Consider the following 14,429-nt stretch of genomic DNA (forward strand, 5'->3'; position numbering starts at 1 on the left):
CCGTGGCCGGTCGGCGCCGCCGTCGTCGTGCAGGTCGCAACTGCGAAACCCAGGAGGGCTCCATGTCCAGCTCCGCCCCCGTGCCGCCCGCCGAGAAGGAGACCGGCTCCGCCCTCGGCCCCGCGGCCATGCGGGCCGTGAACCGCTCCGCCCTGCTGGGCGCGCTGTTCCTCATGGCCACCTCGGCCATCGGCCCCGGCTTCATCACCCAGACCGCCAACTTCACCGTCCAGCTCGGCGCGGCCTTCGCCTTCGCGATCGTCGTCTCGATCGTCGTGGACATCGCCGTGCAGCTGAACGTGTGGCGGGTCATCGGCGTCTCCGGGCTCAAGGCCCACGAGCTCGGCAACCGCGTGCTGCCCGGCCTGGGCTGGTTCATCGCCGCGCTCGTGGCCACCGGCGGGCTCGTGTTCAACATCGGCAACACCGCCGGCGGCGGGCTCGGCCTCAACGCCCTGCTGGGCCTGGACGCGACCTGGGGCGGGATCATCACCGCCCTGCTCGCCGTGGGCGTGTTCCTCAGCCGCCGCGCCGGCGTGGCCCTCGACCGGATCGTCGTGGCCCTCGGCGTCGTGATGATCCTCGTGACCGGCTACGTCGCGGTCGTCTCGCAGCCGCCCGTGGGGGAGGCCCTGCGCAACGTGGTCCTGCCGGAGGAGATCAGCTTCCTCGTGGTCACCACGCTGATCGGCGGCACCGTGGGCGGCTACATCACCTACGCGGGCGCCCACCGCGTGGTCGACGCCGGGATCACCGGGGTCGAGAACGTCAAGCAGATCTCCCGCAGCTCCGTGGTGAGCATCGTCGTCACCGGCGTGATGCGCTTCCTGCTCTTCCTGGCGATCCTCGGCGTGGTCGCCGGCGGGGCGCAGCTGGCCGGGGAGAACCTCGCGGCCCAGGCCTTCCAGTCGGCCGCCGGCGAGGTCGGGCTGCGGCTGTTCGGCGTGATCCTGTGGGCGGCCTCCGTCTCCTCGGTGATCGGCGCGGCCTACACCTCCGTCTCCTTCCTCACCACCTCCCGCACCGCCCCGCGCACCCGCAGCCTGCTCACCGTGGCGTTCATCCTGATCTCCGCCGCCGTGTTCACCCTGCTCGGGCAGGCGCCCTCGACCCTGCTCATCGTGGCGGGGGCCGTCAACGGGCTGATCCTGCCGCTGGGCTTCGCCGTGCTCCTGTGGGTGGCCTGGCGCCGGCGCGACCTGCTGGGCGGCTACGAGTACCCGACGTGGCTCGCGGTCCTCGGCACCCTGGTGTGGCTGCTGACCATCTGGCTCGGCGTCCAGTCGCTCAGCGGCATCGCCGCGCTGTGGGCATGAGCGCCGCGCCGGCCCGCGCCGAGCGGGCGTCCCTGGCCCCCGCCGCGGCGCGCGCCCTGTTCCGCGACGGGCTGGTCACCCCGACCTCCGGGTTCAGCGACGGCCACGCCCAGGCCAACCTCATCGTGGTCCCGCGGGACTGGGCCTTCGACGTCCTGCTCTTCGCCCAGCGCAACCCCAAGCCGTGCCCGGTGCTGGGCGTGCTCGACGCCGGCGAGGTCGAGGGCCCGCTGCTGCCCGGCGGCGACGTCCGCACCGACGTGCCGCTGTACACCGTCTACGAGCACGGGGAGGCGGCCGGCACCCGCACCGACCTGCTCGACGTGTGGCGGGAGGACCTCGTGACCTTCGCCCTGGGCTGCAGCTTCACCTTCGAGGCCGCCCTGCAGGAGGCCGGGATCCCCGTGGCCCACCTCGAGCAGGGCGTCAACGTGCCGATGTACCGCACCTCGGTGGCGTGCGCCCCCGCGGGCCGGCTCTCGGGCCCGCTCGTGGTCTCGATGCGCCCGGTCCCCGCCTCCCGCGTGGCCGACGCCGTGCGGATCACCTCCCGCTACCCGGCCGTGCACGGGGCGCCCGTGCACGTGGGCGCCCCGGAGGAGCTGGGCATCCGCGACCTCGCGGCCCCCGACTTCGGCGACCCGGTCGAGATCCCCGCCGGGCACGTGCCGGTGTTCTGGGCCTGCGGGGTCACCCCGCAGGCGGCCGTGCTGGCCTCCGGGGTGCCCTTCGCCCTCGGCCACGCCCCGGGGCACATGCTGGTCACCGACGCCCCGAACTGGCAGTACCAGGTGCCCTGAGCGGCCCGGGCCGATCCGGCCCCGCGCCCCGGGGGCCTCCCGGCAGGCCCCCGGGGCGCGGCCCGTCCGGCAGGGCCTCCGGGCCCGGCGGGCGGCCGGGCCGCCGTCAGGCCCGGGCGGGGGCCCCGAGGGCGGCGAGCACCCGGTCCCGGCCCGCGGCCAGGTAGGCGGCCATCTCCGCGGCGGCCTCCTGCGAGCAGCCCGCCTCGAACAGGGCGGTGATCCGGTCGTTGCGCTCCACGAAGGGCATGTGGAAGGACGGGTCCTCGCGCATGCCCAGGAACACCAGGCGCATCTCCGCGAGGATCCGGTCCATCAGCTCGTCCTGGCGGCTCGAGCCCGCGAGCGCCACCACGGCCCGGTGGAAGCGCTGGTTGGCGTCGGCGGTGGCCGCGACGTCCCCGCGCTCGCGCGCGGCCCGGCCCGCGGCCACCGCGGCGTGCAGCTGCGGGGCGGGGCCCGGCTGGGCCCAGCGCAGCGCGGAGGTCTCGAGGGCCAGGCGCACCCGGTACATCTCCCGCACGTCCTCGGGCCCGGGCCGGGCCACGCTGACGCCGCGGTGGGGCAGGCGGGTCAGCAGGTTCTCGTCGGCGAGGGCCGCGAAGGCCTCCCGCAGGGTGTTGCGGGAGATCCCGAGCACCCGGCTGACCTGCGCCTCGGACAGGCGGGTCCCGGGCAGCAGCCGCCCGGCGGTGATGGTCCCGCGCAGCACCGCCGCGGCCCAGGGGGTGGCCTCGCCCGAGGGCGCGGGGCCGGCCTGGGCGGCGGCGGCGGCGAGGGCGGAGTCGTCGACGGCGTTCATCGCCTCCCCATCCTGGCACCCCGGCTCGGCGCGGGCGGGACCGGCACGCTCAGTCCAGCCGGGCCAGCACCTGGTCCGCCGCGACGGACTCGCCCGGCGCGGCGAGCAGCTCGCCCACCCGGCCGGTGCGGGGGGCGGCGACGCGGGTCTCGGTCTTCATGGCCTCGAGCACCGCGACGTCCTGGCCGGCCTCGACCTCCTGGCCCGCCTCGACGAGCCAGGACACGAGCGTCCCGGCGAACGGGGCCGTCACGGCGCCGTCCTCCGCCGCGGCGGGGGCGGGGGCGGCCGCGGCGCCCGGGGCGGCGCTGAGCGCGGCGGCGAGGGCCTCGGGCAGCCCGATGCGCACCCGCCGCCCGTCGACGTCGACCGTGAAGCGGGTGCGCCCGGCCTCGCCGGCCCGGGCGTACGCGGTGTCGGGGGCCAGCCGCGGGGCCAGCTCGTCCTCGATCCAGGTGGTCCACACCCCGAGCCCGTCGCCGCCGGCGAAGGCCGGCTCGTCGAGGACGGTGCGGTGGAACGGCACGGTCGTGGCCACCCCGTGCACCCGCAGCTCGCGCAGCGCGGTGCGGGCGCGCACGAGCGCCTGCTCGCGGGTCGGGGCGCTGACCACGAGCTTGAGCAGCAGGGAGTCGAAGGTCGTGGCCACGCGGGAGCCGGCCCGCACCCCGGAGTCCAGGCGCACGCCGGGCCCGGTGGGGGCGTCCACGGCCTCCACCGTCCCGCCGGAGGGCAGGAAGCCGCGGCCGGGGTCCTCGGCGTTGACCCGGAACTCGATCGCGTGCCCCCGCGGGGCGGGCGTACGCGTGACCGGCAGGGGCCGGCCGGCGGCGACGTCGAGCTGGGCGCGCACGAGGTCCACGCCGTAGACCTCCTCGGTGATCGGGTGCTCGACCTGCAGGCGGGTGTTGACCTCCAGGAACGAGATCAGCCCGTCCGGGGCCACGAGGAACTCGGCGGTGCCCACGCCCACGTACCCGGCTTCGCGGAAGATCCCGGCGGCGGCCTCGTGGATGCGGGTGCGCTGGTCGTCGGTGAGGAACGGCGCGGGGGCCTCCTCGACGAGCTTCTGGTGGCGCCGCTGCAGGGAGCAGTCGCGGGTGCCGAGCACGACCACCTGGCCGTGGGCGTCGGCGAGCACCTGGGCCTCGACGTGGCGGGGGCGGTCGAGGAAGCGCTCGAGGAAGCACTCCTCGCGGCCGAAGGCGCCGCGGGCCTCGCGGGCGGCCGCGGCGAAGGCCTCCTCGACCTCCTCGAGCTCGCGCACCACGCGCATCCCGCGCCCGCCGCCGCCGTGGGCGGCCTTGACGATCACCGGCAGCCCGTGCTCCTCGGCGAAGGCCCGCGCCTCCTCGGGGGTGCCCACGGGCCCGTCGGTGCCGGGCACCAGCGGGGCCCCGACCCGGCGGGCGAGCTCGCGGGCGGCGACCTTGTCCCCGAGCAGCGCGATGGTCTCCGGGGAGGGGCCGATCCAGGTCAGCCCGGCCTCCTGCACGGCCCGGGCGAAGCCGGCGTTCTCGGAGAGGAAGCCGTAGCCGGGGTGCACGGCGTCGGCCCCGGCCCGGCGGGCGACCGCCAGCAGCTTCTCGGCGTCGAGGTAGGTCTCGGCGGGGGAGGAGCCCTCGAGGGAGTGCGCCTCGTCGGCGAGCTCCACGTGGGGGGCGTCGGCGTCGGGGTCGGCGTAGACGGCCACGGAGGCCAGGCCGGCCTCGGCGCACGCGTGGACCACGCGCACGGCGATCTCCCCGCGGTTGGCGATCAGGACTTTGCGCACGGTGTCACTCCTGTGGGTTCTCGGTCAGGTCGGGCGCCGGGTGGCGGGTGAAGCGCAGCCGCGCGCCCGGGGGCAGCTGGGCGAGCAGGGACAGGTCCTCGGGGTGGACCGTGCCGAGCACGGGGTAGCCCCCGGTGGTCGGGTGGTCGCGCAGGAACACCACGGGGGTCCCCGAGGGCGGGACCTGGACGCTGCCCGGGACGGCGCCCTCGCTGGGCAGCTCGCCGGTGCGGGCCCGCTCCAGCGGCGTCCCGCGCAGACGGGCGCCCACGCGGTCGGAGTCGGGGCTGAGCTCCCACTCCTGGTCGAAGAACGCCTCGCGGGAGGCCGGGGTGAACCAGTCCTCGCGCGGGCCGGGGACCACGCGCAGCACGGGCTCGCGCGAGGGCCCGGGCACCGGGACGGGCTCCTGCACGGCCGTGCCCGGGTCCGGGCCCACCGGCAGGAGGTCCCCGGCGGCCAGCGGCGCGGGGCCGAGGCCGGCCAGGACGTCGGTGGAGCGGCTGCCGAGCACGGGGGCCACGGCGATCCCGCCGCGCACGGCCACGTAGACCCGGGCGCCGGCCGCGACCGGGCCGACGACGAGCTGCTCGCCGTCGCGCAGCGCGAAGGGCACCCCGGGCTCCGGGGCCCACCCGGCCACCCCGGGCACCTCCAGCGGGGCCGGGGCGCCCGTGACGGCCACGACCTGGTCGCCGGAGGCGCTCAGGCGCAGCCGGCCCAGCAGGTTCTCCAGCACGGCGGCGTCCGCGGGGTTGCCGACGAGGCGGTTGGCGGCCGCGGCCGCGACGTCGTCGAGGGCCCCGGAGGGCGAGACGCCCAGGGCGGCGGAGCCGGGCCGGCCGCGGTCCTCGACGAGGCTCTGCAGGCCGGGCTCGTCCACGACCAGCCCGGGTCCCGCCGGGCGCGCCCCCGGCGCCGGGGCGGGGGAGAGCCGCACGAGCTCGCGCACCGGCCGGTAGCGGACCCGATCGCCGGGGCGCAGCAGGGCCGGCTCCTCCCGGTCCAGGTCGAACAGCACCGCGTCGGTGCGCCCGATCAGCTGCCAGCCGCCGGGGGAGCGGCGCGGGTAGACGGCGGAGAACCGCCCGGCCAGGGCCACGGCGCCGGCGGGGACGGCGGTGCGGGGGCTCTCCCGCCGCGGGACGTCGAGGGTCCCGGCCTCGCCGAGGCAGTAGAAGAACCCGGGGGCGAACCCGGCGAAGGCCGCGGTCCACTCCTGCCCGGAGTGGGCCCGCACGACCCCCTCGGCGCCGAGGCCGGTGAGCTCGCCGACGGCCTCGAGGTCCTCGCCGTCGTAGACCACGTCCACGTCCACGGTCCGCGGCTCGGCGGACGCCTCCGCCCCGGGGGCGACCGCCCGGGCGGCGGCCACGATCCGGCGCAGGGCTGCGGGCGAGCTCGCGCGCACGACGACGGTCTCCGCACCCGCCGCGCAGTCCACCAGTCCGGGCAGCCCGGCCCCGGCGAGGGCGGCCCGCAGCGCCACGGCGTCGTGCAGGCCGGCGCACTCGAGCAGGGCGGCGCGCGGGCCCATGGGGCGCACCCGGCGCGGGGTGCTCACAGGAAGCTGCCGAGCTCGACGCCGGCCTCCTGCAGGGCCGCCCGCACGCGCTCGGCGATGGCGACGGCCCCGGGGGTGTCCCCGTGCACGCAGACGCTCTGGGCGTCCACCGCCACGAGCGAGCCGTCGGCGGCCTCCACGACGCCCTCGAGGGCCATGCGCACCACCCGCTCGGCGACGGCCTGCGGGTCGTGCAGCACCGCCCCGGGCTCGGTGCGCGGGACGAGGGTCGCCTGCGGGGTGTAACCGCGGTCGGCGAAGGCCTCCCGGACGGTGCGCAGCCCCGCCTCCCGGGCCCGGCGCTCGATCTCCGAGCCCGGCAGCACGAGCAGCGCCAGCTCCGGGTCCACGTCCCGGACCGCGTCCACGACCGCGGCCGCGTGATCCTCGTGGTGGACGATCGCGTTGTAGAGGGCCCCGTGCGGCTTGACGTAGCCGACCTCGGTCCCGGAGGCGCGGGCGAGGGCCTGCAGCGCCCCGATCTGGTAGACGAGCTGGTCGGCGAGCTCGGTGCGCGGCACGGCGATGAAGCGGCGGCCGAAGCCCTTGAGGTCGTCGTAGGAGACCTGCGCGCCGACGGCCACGCCGTGCTCGGCCGCGGCCGTGCAGGTGCGGCGGGCCACCGTCGGGTCGCCGGCGTGGAAGCCGCAGGCCACGTTCGCGCTGGTCACCACGCTCAGGATGGCCTCGTCGCCGTCCATGGACCAGGCGGCGAGGGACTCGCCGCAGTCCGCGTTCAGGTCGATCCGGGGGGCGGGCATGATGTGCTCCTTCTCACGTCGGTCTCCCCAGGATGCCTCGTCCGGGCGGATTGTTCAACAATTTTCGCGGAGCGGTCCTCGCGGGGAGTTCGCGGGAGCCCGGAGCCCGGCCCCTGGGGGCGGCGGTGCGGCCCGGCCCCGCCGCCGTGGGGCATCCTGGTCGTGCCGCCCGGGCGCACCGCCCGCGGCGGCCGTCCCGCCCCGGAGGAGCACCATGGCCCGCCCCGCCCGCCCCGCGCACGCCGTCCGCCCCGGTCCGCCGCCCGCCGGGGGCCGGGCGTGATCGCCGGGATCGAGACCGGCGGCACCAAGGTGCTGTGCGCGCTCGCCGAGCCCTCGGCGCCCGCGCGCCCGGTGCGATCGGCCCGCATCCCCACGACCTCCCCGGAGCAGACCCTCGGGCGGGTGCGGGCGTTCCTGGCCGAGCACGCCGGCGAGCGGCTCGAGGCGGTGGGCCTGGCCTCCTTCGGGCCCGTGCGCACGGACCCGCGCGACCCGCGCCGCGGGTCGATCGCCGCGACGCCCAAGCCCGGGTGGAGCGGCACCGACCTGCTGGCCGGCCTGGGTCTGGGGGCCGTGCCCACGGCCGTGGTCAGCGACGTCACCGGTGCGGCGGTCGGCGAGCACCGGCTCGGCGCGGGCCGGGGCGTGCGCGACCTCGCCTACGTCACGGTCGGCACCGGCGTGGGACTGGGGCTGCTCGTGGACGGGCGGCCCCTGTCGGAGCGGGCCCACCCGGAGGCGGGGCACCTGCTCGTGCGCCGGCACCCGCAGGACCGCTTCCCGGGATCGTGCCGCTTCCACGGCGACTGCCTCGAGGGCCTCGCGGCCGGTCCCGCCGTGGCCGCGCGCTGGGGCCGGCCGGCCGAGGACCTCGGCCCCCACCGGGAGCGGGCGGTCGAGCTCGGCGCCTGGTACGCCGCCCAGCTGCTGGCCGCCGTGACCTGGACGGTGATGCCCGAGCGGATCGTGCTGGGCGGGGGCGTGGCCGGCGCCGAGGGCCTGCTCGGGGCGTCGCGGGAGCGCCTGGCCGGCCTCGTGGGCGGGGCGCTCGAGGGCCACCCCGCGGGGGACCCGGGCAGCGGCTACGTGGTCCCGCCCGGGCTCGGGCCCGACTCCGGGGTGCTGGGCGCCCTGGCGCTGGCCCGCGACCTGCTGGACTGAGGACTCCCCTCCGGCCCGGTCACTCGCGCACGTACCGGGGGCGCCCGGCCTGCCAGCCGAAGACCGCCGCGAGGACCCCGACGACCGCGAACATGACGCCCGCGGCCGCGAAGCCACCGGTCAGGGCGAGCAGCTGGCCCACGAAGAAGGTCCCGGAGGAGCCCAGGCCGTAGCCCACGCCCTGCATCATCCCGGACAGCCGCACCGCCATGGCCGCGCTGCGGGTGCGCAGGGCGATCATGGTCAGCGCCACGGCCGTGAGGCCGCCCTGGCCGAGCCCGAGCAGGCCCGTCCACACCCAGACCATCGACAGCGGGCCGAAGATCGAGAGCACGAAGCCCCCGCCGGCCATGAGGCCCAGCGCCGCGTTGAGCACCCGCTGATCGCGCAGCCGCACCGCCAGGGGCGGGGCCACGAGCGAACCGGTCATCTGCAGCACGATCGAGACGGCCACGATCAGCCCCGCGGCGGCGCCGTCGACCCCGCGGTCGCGCAGGATCGGGGCGAGCCAGGCGAAGACGCTGAAGGACATCATCGCCTGGAAGACCATGAACAGGGTGACCTGCCAGGCCACCGGCGACCGCCACGGGCTGGGCCCGCCGGGAGCGGGCGGGGCCGACGCGGCCGAGCGGTGGCGCCGGGCCACCGGCACGAGCAGCACCACGACCAGCGCGGCCGGCACCGCCCACAGCGCCAGGGAGGGCCGCCACGAGCCGGTGGCCTGCAGGAGCGGGTAGGTCAGGCCCGCCCCGAGGGCGGCCGAGGCGCAGATCGCCGTGGTGTACAGCCCGCTCATCAGGCCCAGACGGTGGGTGAAGTCGCGCTTGACGATCGAGGGCAGCAGCACGTTGCCCAGTGCGATCGCCGCGCCGCAGGCCACCGTGCCGATCAGCAGCAGCGGCACGGCGCTGCCTCCCGGCAGGGGCAGGCCGCGGGTCAGCAGGCCGAGGGTCAGCAGCGCCATGGCGCCCAGCAGCACGTTCTCCGCCCCGAAGCGGCGGGCGAGCCGGGGCGCCAGCGGCGCGAAGAGCCCCAGCAGGGTGACCGGGGCCGTGGTCAGCAGCGTGACCGCCCAGGCGGGCAGGTCCGCGGCGGCGGTGATCTCCGGCAGGATCGCGGAGAAGCTCGAGAAGACGGTCCGCAGGTTCAGCCCGACCAGGACCACGCACACGCCCAGGTACAGCAGGGCCCGCCGGGACGGGCCGGAGGGGCCCTCGGCGGGCGTGTCGGGGCGCGGGCTTCGCACGGTCTGACCTCCTCGGGACGGGCGGGTGCGGCGGGACGGGGGCGTCGTCGTCCCGGGCGCAGTTCAGGCTACTGCCCCCGGGTCCCGCGCCCGCGCTCCGGGCCCGCCCGCCCCGTCGTGTTCCGGCCACCGGTGCGCCACCGGGACGCGCGTCCCCGTGCCGGACCGGCGGCGACGACGGAGCCGGTGCCGCCGCCCGCCCGCGCGACCGCCCGGACCGCCCTGCGATGGAGCCGGCCGCGGCACCGTGGTCACGAGGGGACCCGCCGGGCCGGGGTCGTGGGTGATCCCGGGCGGGCGCAGGGGCGTTGCCGGGCCGGTGCCCGCGGAGTACGCTCCGGCGCACCACGCCGGTCCCGGCGCGCGGAAGCAGGAGACGTCCTCCCGGGAGAAGACCATGGAACAGGACCCCACCACGACCGATCCCCGGCTCTACACGGTGATCTTCGAGAACGAGCGCGTGCGGGTGCTGGAGTACCGGGACCGTCCCGGTGACCGGACCCATGAGCACCACCACGGCGACAGCGTGATGGTCACGCTCAGCGCCTTCCGGCGGGAGCTCACCGTCGAGGGCGCCACGCGCGCGGTCGAGCTGCCCGCCCACCACGTGCAGTGGCTGCCGGCCCAGGACCACGTCGGGCACAACGTCGGCGACACGGACACGCACGTGCTGTTCGTCGAGCTGAAGCCGCCGGCACCGACCGGGGGCTGAGGCCTGCGGCCCCGGCCGTATCGGCCCGCGAGAGACCGCCTTGGCGCGCGGCCCCGCGGGCGGGAAGAATCGCCGGGAGGCCGGGAACCGCCCGGCGTGAACTGCGGAGGAACGGAGCAGGGATGATCTTCATCGTCGTCAAGTTCAAGGTGAAGCCGGAGTGGGCCGACCGCTGGGTCGAGTTCAGCCGCGAGTTCACCGAGGCCACCCGCGCCGAGCCGGGCAACCTGTGGTTCGACTGGTCCCGCAGCGTGGAGGACCCCCACGAGTTCGTGCTCGTCGAGGCCTTCACCGACGACGGCGCGGGCCCCCACGTCAGCACCGAGCACTTCGCGAAGTTCACCGCGGAGGCGCCCCAGGCCCTCGTGGAGACCCCGCAGATCATCAGCCGGCAGATCGACGGCCAGGGCTGGGACCGGATGGGCGAGATCACCGTCCCCTGAGCGGCCCTCCACAGCGCTCCGGACCCCTGCTCCGCACGCGGCGCGGGGGTCCGGCCGTCCGACGGCGACACATCCTTGACCCCTCTGTGCGGCCTTCCTAGCCTGAAGTCCCTCGTCAGACCCCGTTCTCTCGCGGACGGCCGGGTCCGGGGCGCCGGGAGCGCCGGACGCCCGGCCCTCCGCGCGGCCGGTGGGGCACCGGCACCGGCACGCCCTCGCGGGCGGCCCCGCTCCGCTCCCGGGACGTCCGAGCGAAAGACCTGGTGCCCCGTGCTCTCCTCCCCGACCGTGCCCGACCGTGCCCGCCGCGGGACCCGAAGAGCGGCGGCCGCGCTGGTCGTGGCCGCGCTGCTCGCGGCCGGCCCCGCCGTCGCCGCCCCCGTCCCCGTCGTGCCCGCCCAGGAGCAGGTCCCGCCGGGCCTGGAGCCCTACTACGCCCAGGAGCTCGCCTGGACGGCGTGCGGTGCCGCGGCGGAGTGCGCCCGGCTGGACGTTCCCCTCGACCACGACCTCCCGGCCGCCGGACAGATCGAGCTGGCCGTCACGCGCGTGCCGGCCACGGACGGGGCGGCCGAGCAGGGCGCCCTCGTCGTGAACTTCGGCGGGCCCGGCGGTCCGGCGGCCGGCCGGGTCGAGCAGTGGGCGGCGGGGCTGCCGCCGCAGGTGCGCGCCGGCTACGACGTGGTGGGCGTCGACCCCCGCGGCGTGGGGGCCTCCACCCCCGTGGAGTGCATCGACGACGCCGCGTGGGACGCCCGGCGGGCCACGACGATCGACCGGGACACCCCGGAGGGGCTCGCGCAGGCCCGCGCCGCGGCCGAGCAGTTCGCCGCCGCGTGCGCGGCGGCCACGGGGCCGCTGCTGGGCGAGGTCGACACCGCGAGCGCCGCCCGGGACATGGACGTCCTGCGGGCGGTCCTGGGGCAGGCGGAGCTCGACTACCTCGGCTACTCCTACGGCACCTTCCTCGGCGCGGTCTACGCCGACCTGTTCCCCGAGCGCACCGGGCGGTTCGTCCTCGACGCGGCCATGGACCCGACCATCGACCAGGAGCGGTGGACCCTGGACCAGGCGGCCGGCTTCGAGCGCTCCCTGCGGGTGTTCGTGGAGTCCTGCCTCCCGCAGGACGGGTGCCCCTTCGAGGGCACGGTCGAGGAGGGGCTGGCCGAGATCGAGGGCCTGCTGCGGCAGGCGGAGGCCCAGCCGCTGCCGACCCTGGACGGCCGCCCCCTCACGGTGGACGACACCAGGAGTGCGGTGATCCTGCCCATGTACAACCAGACGATCTGGTGGTTCCTCGTCCAGGCGCTCAAGCTCGCCCTCGACCACGGCGACGGCACCGGGCTGATGGTCCTGGCGGACCTCTCCCACGGCCGGCAGCCCGACGGCACCTACGCGGACAACAGCGGCGAGGCCTTCCGGGCCGTCACCTGCCTCGACTTCCCGGCCGATGCCGACCCGGCGGCCATGGCGGCGATGGACGCCCGGCTGCAGGAGGTCTCGCCCACGCTGGGCGACTGGTCCAGCCACGGCGCGGTGGAGTGCGAGCCCTGGCCGTACGAGACCGTGCGGGAGCCCGCGCCCATCGACGCCGCGGGGGCCGGGCCGATCCTCGTGGTCGGGGGCACGGGGGACCCCGCCACCCCGTATGCGTGGTCGCAGGCCCTGGCCGCCCAGCTCGAGGGCGGGCACCTGCTGACCCGGGTGGGGGAGGGTCACGGCTCCTACCTGCGGGGCAACCGGTGCATCGACGAGACGGTGACCGCCCACCTGCTCGAGGGGGTGCTGCCCGCGCAGGAGCGGATCTGCTGACCGGAGCCGGCGCGCCGGCCCGGCCACTCGGGGGAAGGACGGCCCCGGGCCCCGCTGCGGGTCCGGGGCCGGCCCGGTCCTGGGCCGGTGCAGAACGGGCCGGCGGCCGCGGCGGGCCGGGCGTCACGCAGCTTCACGGCGCCGCGGCCGCCCGCGCCCTCGCCTAGGGTGGCGGCGTGGACCGCGGCCGCCGTGGCCACCCTCCGCACCCCCGTCCGCCCCTGCCCGAAGGCGACCCATGACTGCCGCTCCCGCCCCGCCCGTCCGCCCCGCCCGCACCGGTGGCCGGCTGCGGCGGACCCTGAGCGCGTCCGCCGTGGTGGCGTTCGTGGTCACCGGGATCCTGACCCTCTTCGGCGGGGCGACCAGCGCGGTGCGCGCCGCCGCGGGCGAGGCCGACCTGTGGCTGCCCGCCGCCCCCGCCGACGCGCCCCCGGTGGCCCGCCTGAGCCCGCGGCTGAGCTCGGACGGCTACAGCCTCGTGCACGTGGGGGTCAGCGGGGTCAGTCCGGAGAGCCTCGCGGTCCACACGGCCGTGCTGCTGACCGGCTACGTCCTGATCGCCGGGGTCGCCTTCTTCCTGGCCTACCTGTCCTGGCGGTTCTGGACGGCCCGGCCCCTGGCCCGCGGCGTCGTCGTCGGCCTGGGGATCTGCTCGGGGGCGCTGATGACCTTCTCCGCGGCGGCGCCGCTGCTGTTCACGCTCGCCCACCGGCAGATCTTCGCGGAGCTGGCGGTGGACCTCGCCGCGGCGCCCTTCAGCGCGGTCGACACCTTCGGCCTCGACGACGCCGTGCTGTTCTTCGCCGGGCTGTCCCTGGGCCTGCTGGCCCTGGCCCTGGCCGCCGTCCGCTCCCTGGTGGAGGGCGGGGACGGGCCCGCCCGCCCGTAGCCCCGGACCGCCGCGGCCGCGGATGAGGCGGCCGGTACGGAAGAGGTCCTCCGTACCGGCCCAGCCGCCGGGATAGCGGGAAGCTCCGGCGACTCCCGCCCATCCTACGGACAGTGCGTGTCCCGGATCACCCCTTCCGCCCCGGGTGCGGGGCGGGGCCGCCGCCCGCCCCGCGGCGGGGCGCGGCGGGCTCGCCCGGCGGGCCCGTGCGTGACGACCCGTGACGGCGGCGCAGCCCGGGCGGGGCGGGCAGCTGCCCGGCCAGGGCCGCCAGCACGGCGAGCCCGAACCCGGCCGCCTGCAGCGGGGTGAGGGCCTCGCCCAGCACGGCCCACCCCAGCACCGCGGCCGTGACGGGGGTCAGCGGCATCAGCAGCGTCAGGCTCGTGGACGGCAGCCGCCGACCCGCGTGGAACCACGCCGCGTAGGCGATCGCCCCGCCGGGCACGGCCAGCCAGGCGTACCCCGCCGCCGCCGGCAGGTCCAGGACGAAGGGGCCGGTGTCCACGAGCGGGACCAGCGGCAGGATCATCAGCCCGCCCAGGGTCAGCTGCCACCCGGTGGCCGCGATCCCGCCCAGCCCCTCGGGCAGGCCCCACCGGCGGGTCAGGACCACCCCGGCGGCCATCACGGCGGTGCCCGCCACCGCGGCCGCCAGCCCGAGGGGGTCCAGCACCACCGGGCCCCCGAGCACGGCCACGGCCACCCCGGCCACGGCCGCCACCGCCCACAGCAGGCGGGGCAGGGGCGTGCGCTGCCGGAACGCCGTCCACAGCAGGGCCGCGGCCACGAGCGGCTGGGCGGAGCCGACGACGGCGGCGAGCCCGCCCGGCAGCCGGTAGGCGCCCAGGAACAGCAGCGGGAAGAACGCCCCGAAGTTCAGCAGCGCCAGCACCGCCAGCCGGCCCCACCACGCGGCCGGTGGCAGCTGCCGGGTCAGCGCGAGCAGCAGCAGCCCGGCCGGCAGGGCCCGCAGCAGGGAGGCCGTCATCGGCCGGTCCGGGGGCAGCAGCTCCGTGGTGACCACGTAGGTGGTGCCCCACACCACCGGGGCCAGCGCCCCCAGGAGGACCAGTCGTGCCCGGCCCGTGGTGCCCGCGTCCATGCGCGCCTCCTTCCCGGCGGCCGGCCGGACGGCGTGCG

Annotated in this window: 13 protein-coding genes; 7 read left to right on the top strand and 6 right to left on the bottom strand. The window is 77.5% G+C overall.

Annotation, left to right across the window (positions count from 1 at the left end; translation table 11 throughout):
• The first annotated feature begins 62 nt into the window (after positions 1 to 62).
• Positions 63 to 1,316 carry an NRAMP family divalent metal transporter gene (locus LQU92_RS05350; protein WP_374229644.1) on the top strand — a complete coding sequence of 418 codons (1,254 nt, stop codon included), beginning with the start codon at positions 63 to 65 and terminating at the stop codon, positions 1,314 to 1,316.
• Complete coding sequence (locus LQU92_RS05355; protein WP_101851003.1) at positions 1,313 to 2,116, top strand: putative hydro-lyase; 804 nt, start codon at positions 1,313 to 1,315, stop codon at positions 2,114 to 2,116. Before LQU92_RS05350 ends, LQU92_RS05355 begins: the two co-directional genes overlap by 4 nt.
• A 106-nt stretch (positions 2,117 to 2,222) precedes the next feature.
• Here the strand turns inward: LQU92_RS05355 and LQU92_RS05360 are convergent, their stop codons facing one another.
• Genes LQU92_RS05360 through LQU92_RS05375 form a run of 4 tightly spaced genes read right to left on the bottom strand, consistent with a single transcriptional unit; the run spans position 2,223 to position 7,017 of the window.
• The gene (locus tag LQU92_RS05360) at positions 2,223 to 2,918 is read right to left on the bottom strand and encodes a GntR family transcriptional regulator (protein WP_230778389.1); all 696 of its coding nucleotides are present in this window, start codon (positions 2,916 to 2,918) and stop codon (positions 2,223 to 2,225) included.
• Positions 2,919 to 2,967: 49 nt separating this feature from the next.
• On the bottom strand, positions 2,968 to 4,692 hold the full coding sequence (locus LQU92_RS05365; protein ID WP_230778392.1) for a biotin carboxylase N-terminal domain-containing protein: 1,725 nt from the start codon (positions 4,690 to 4,692) through the stop codon (positions 2,968 to 2,970).
• 4 nt (positions 4,693 to 4,696) lie between these two features.
• The gene (locus LQU92_RS05370) at positions 4,697 to 6,256 is read right to left on the bottom strand and encodes a 5-oxoprolinase/urea amidolyase family protein (RefSeq protein ID WP_308071583.1); all 1,560 of its coding nucleotides are present in this window, start codon (positions 6,254 to 6,256) and stop codon (positions 4,697 to 4,699) included.
• A complete protein-coding gene (locus tag LQU92_RS05375) occupies positions 6,253 to 7,017 on the bottom strand; it encodes a LamB/YcsF family protein (RefSeq protein WP_230778395.1) in 765 nt (254 codons plus the stop codon). Before LQU92_RS05375 ends, LQU92_RS05370 begins: the two co-directional genes overlap by 4 nt.
• Before the next feature lie 279 nt (positions 7,018 to 7,296).
• On the opposite strand from LQU92_RS05375, the gene LQU92_RS05380 reads away from it, so the two are divergent.
• Entirely contained in the window at positions 7,297 to 8,181 is an 885-nt protein-coding gene (locus tag LQU92_RS05380; protein WP_230778410.1) for an ROK family protein, read from the top strand.
• A 19-nt stretch (positions 8,182 to 8,200) separates the two neighbouring features.
• Here LQU92_RS05380 and LQU92_RS05385 read toward each other — a convergent pair whose 3' ends face one another.
• On the bottom strand, positions 8,201 to 9,427 hold the full coding sequence (locus LQU92_RS05385) for an MFS transporter (protein WP_230778414.1): 1,227 nt from the start codon (positions 9,425 to 9,427) through the stop codon (positions 8,201 to 8,203).
• Between the two features lie 397 nt (positions 9,428 to 9,824).
• On the opposite strand from LQU92_RS05385, the gene LQU92_RS05390 reads away from it, so the two are divergent.
• The 4 genes from LQU92_RS05390 (at position 9,825) to LQU92_RS05405 (ending at position 13,286) form a co-directional block, all read left to right on the top strand.
• Complete coding sequence (locus LQU92_RS05390) at positions 9,825 to 10,139, top strand: cytoplasmic protein (RefSeq protein WP_230778417.1); 315 nt, start codon at positions 9,825 to 9,827, stop codon at positions 10,137 to 10,139.
• Positions 10,140 to 10,261: 122 nt separating this feature from the next.
• Entirely contained in the window at positions 10,262 to 10,582 is a 321-nt protein-coding gene (locus tag LQU92_RS05395; RefSeq protein ID WP_230778420.1) for a putative quinol monooxygenase, read from the top strand.
• Positions 10,583 to 10,852: 270 nt separating this feature from the next.
• Positions 10,853 to 12,394 carry an alpha/beta hydrolase gene (locus tag LQU92_RS05400; RefSeq protein ID WP_230778435.1) on the top strand — a complete coding sequence of 514 codons (1,542 nt, stop codon included), beginning with the start codon at positions 10,853 to 10,855 and terminating at the stop codon, positions 12,392 to 12,394.
• Positions 12,395 to 12,632: 238 nt separating this feature from the next.
• The gene (locus LQU92_RS05405) at positions 12,633 to 13,286 is read left to right on the top strand and encodes a hypothetical protein (protein WP_101850993.1); all 654 of its coding nucleotides are present in this window, start codon (positions 12,633 to 12,635) and stop codon (positions 13,284 to 13,286) included.
• 127 nt (positions 13,287 to 13,413) lie between these two features.
• Here the strand turns inward: LQU92_RS05405 and LQU92_RS05410 are convergent, their stop codons facing one another.
• Complete coding sequence (locus LQU92_RS05410; RefSeq protein ID WP_230778449.1) at positions 13,414 to 14,391, bottom strand: EamA family transporter; 978 nt, start codon at positions 14,389 to 14,391, stop codon at positions 13,414 to 13,416.
• Between the last annotated feature and the right edge of the window lie 38 nt (positions 14,392 to 14,429).

Source organism: Kocuria sp. LUK (assembly GCF_021012935.1).
Taxonomy (GTDB): Bacteria; Actinomycetota; Actinomycetes; order Actinomycetales; family Micrococcaceae; genus Kocuria; species Kocuria flava.

Excerpts from the sequence above, each read along its gene's own strand:
- LQU92_RS05350 (WP_374229644.1), top strand. The coding sequence starts at position 63 with ATGTCCAGCTCCGCCCCCGTGCCGCCCGCCGAGAAGGAGACCGGCTCC.
- LQU92_RS05355 (WP_101851003.1), top strand. The coding sequence starts at position 1,313 with ATGAGCGCCGCGCCGGCCCGCGCCGAGCGGGCGTCCCTGGCCCCCGCC.
- LQU92_RS05375 (WP_230778395.1), bottom strand. The coding sequence starts at position 7,017 with ATGCCCGCCCCCCGGATCGACCTGAACGCGGACTGCGGCGAGTCCCTC.
- LQU92_RS05360 (WP_230778389.1), bottom strand. The coding sequence starts at position 2,918 with ATGAACGCCGTCGACGACTCCGCCCTCGCCGCCGCCGCCGCCCAGGCC.
- LQU92_RS05410 (WP_230778449.1), bottom strand. The coding sequence starts at position 14,391 with ATGGACGCGGGCACCACGGGCCGGGCACGACTGGTCCTCCTGGGGGCG.
- LQU92_RS05390 (WP_230778417.1), top strand. The coding sequence starts at position 9,825 with ATGGAACAGGACCCCACCACGACCGATCCCCGGCTCTACACGGTGATC.
- LQU92_RS05405 (WP_101850993.1), top strand. The coding sequence starts at position 12,633 with ATGACTGCCGCTCCCGCCCCGCCCGTCCGCCCCGCCCGCACCGGTGGC.
- LQU92_RS05395 (WP_230778420.1), top strand. The coding sequence starts at position 10,262 with ATGATCTTCATCGTCGTCAAGTTCAAGGTGAAGCCGGAGTGGGCCGAC.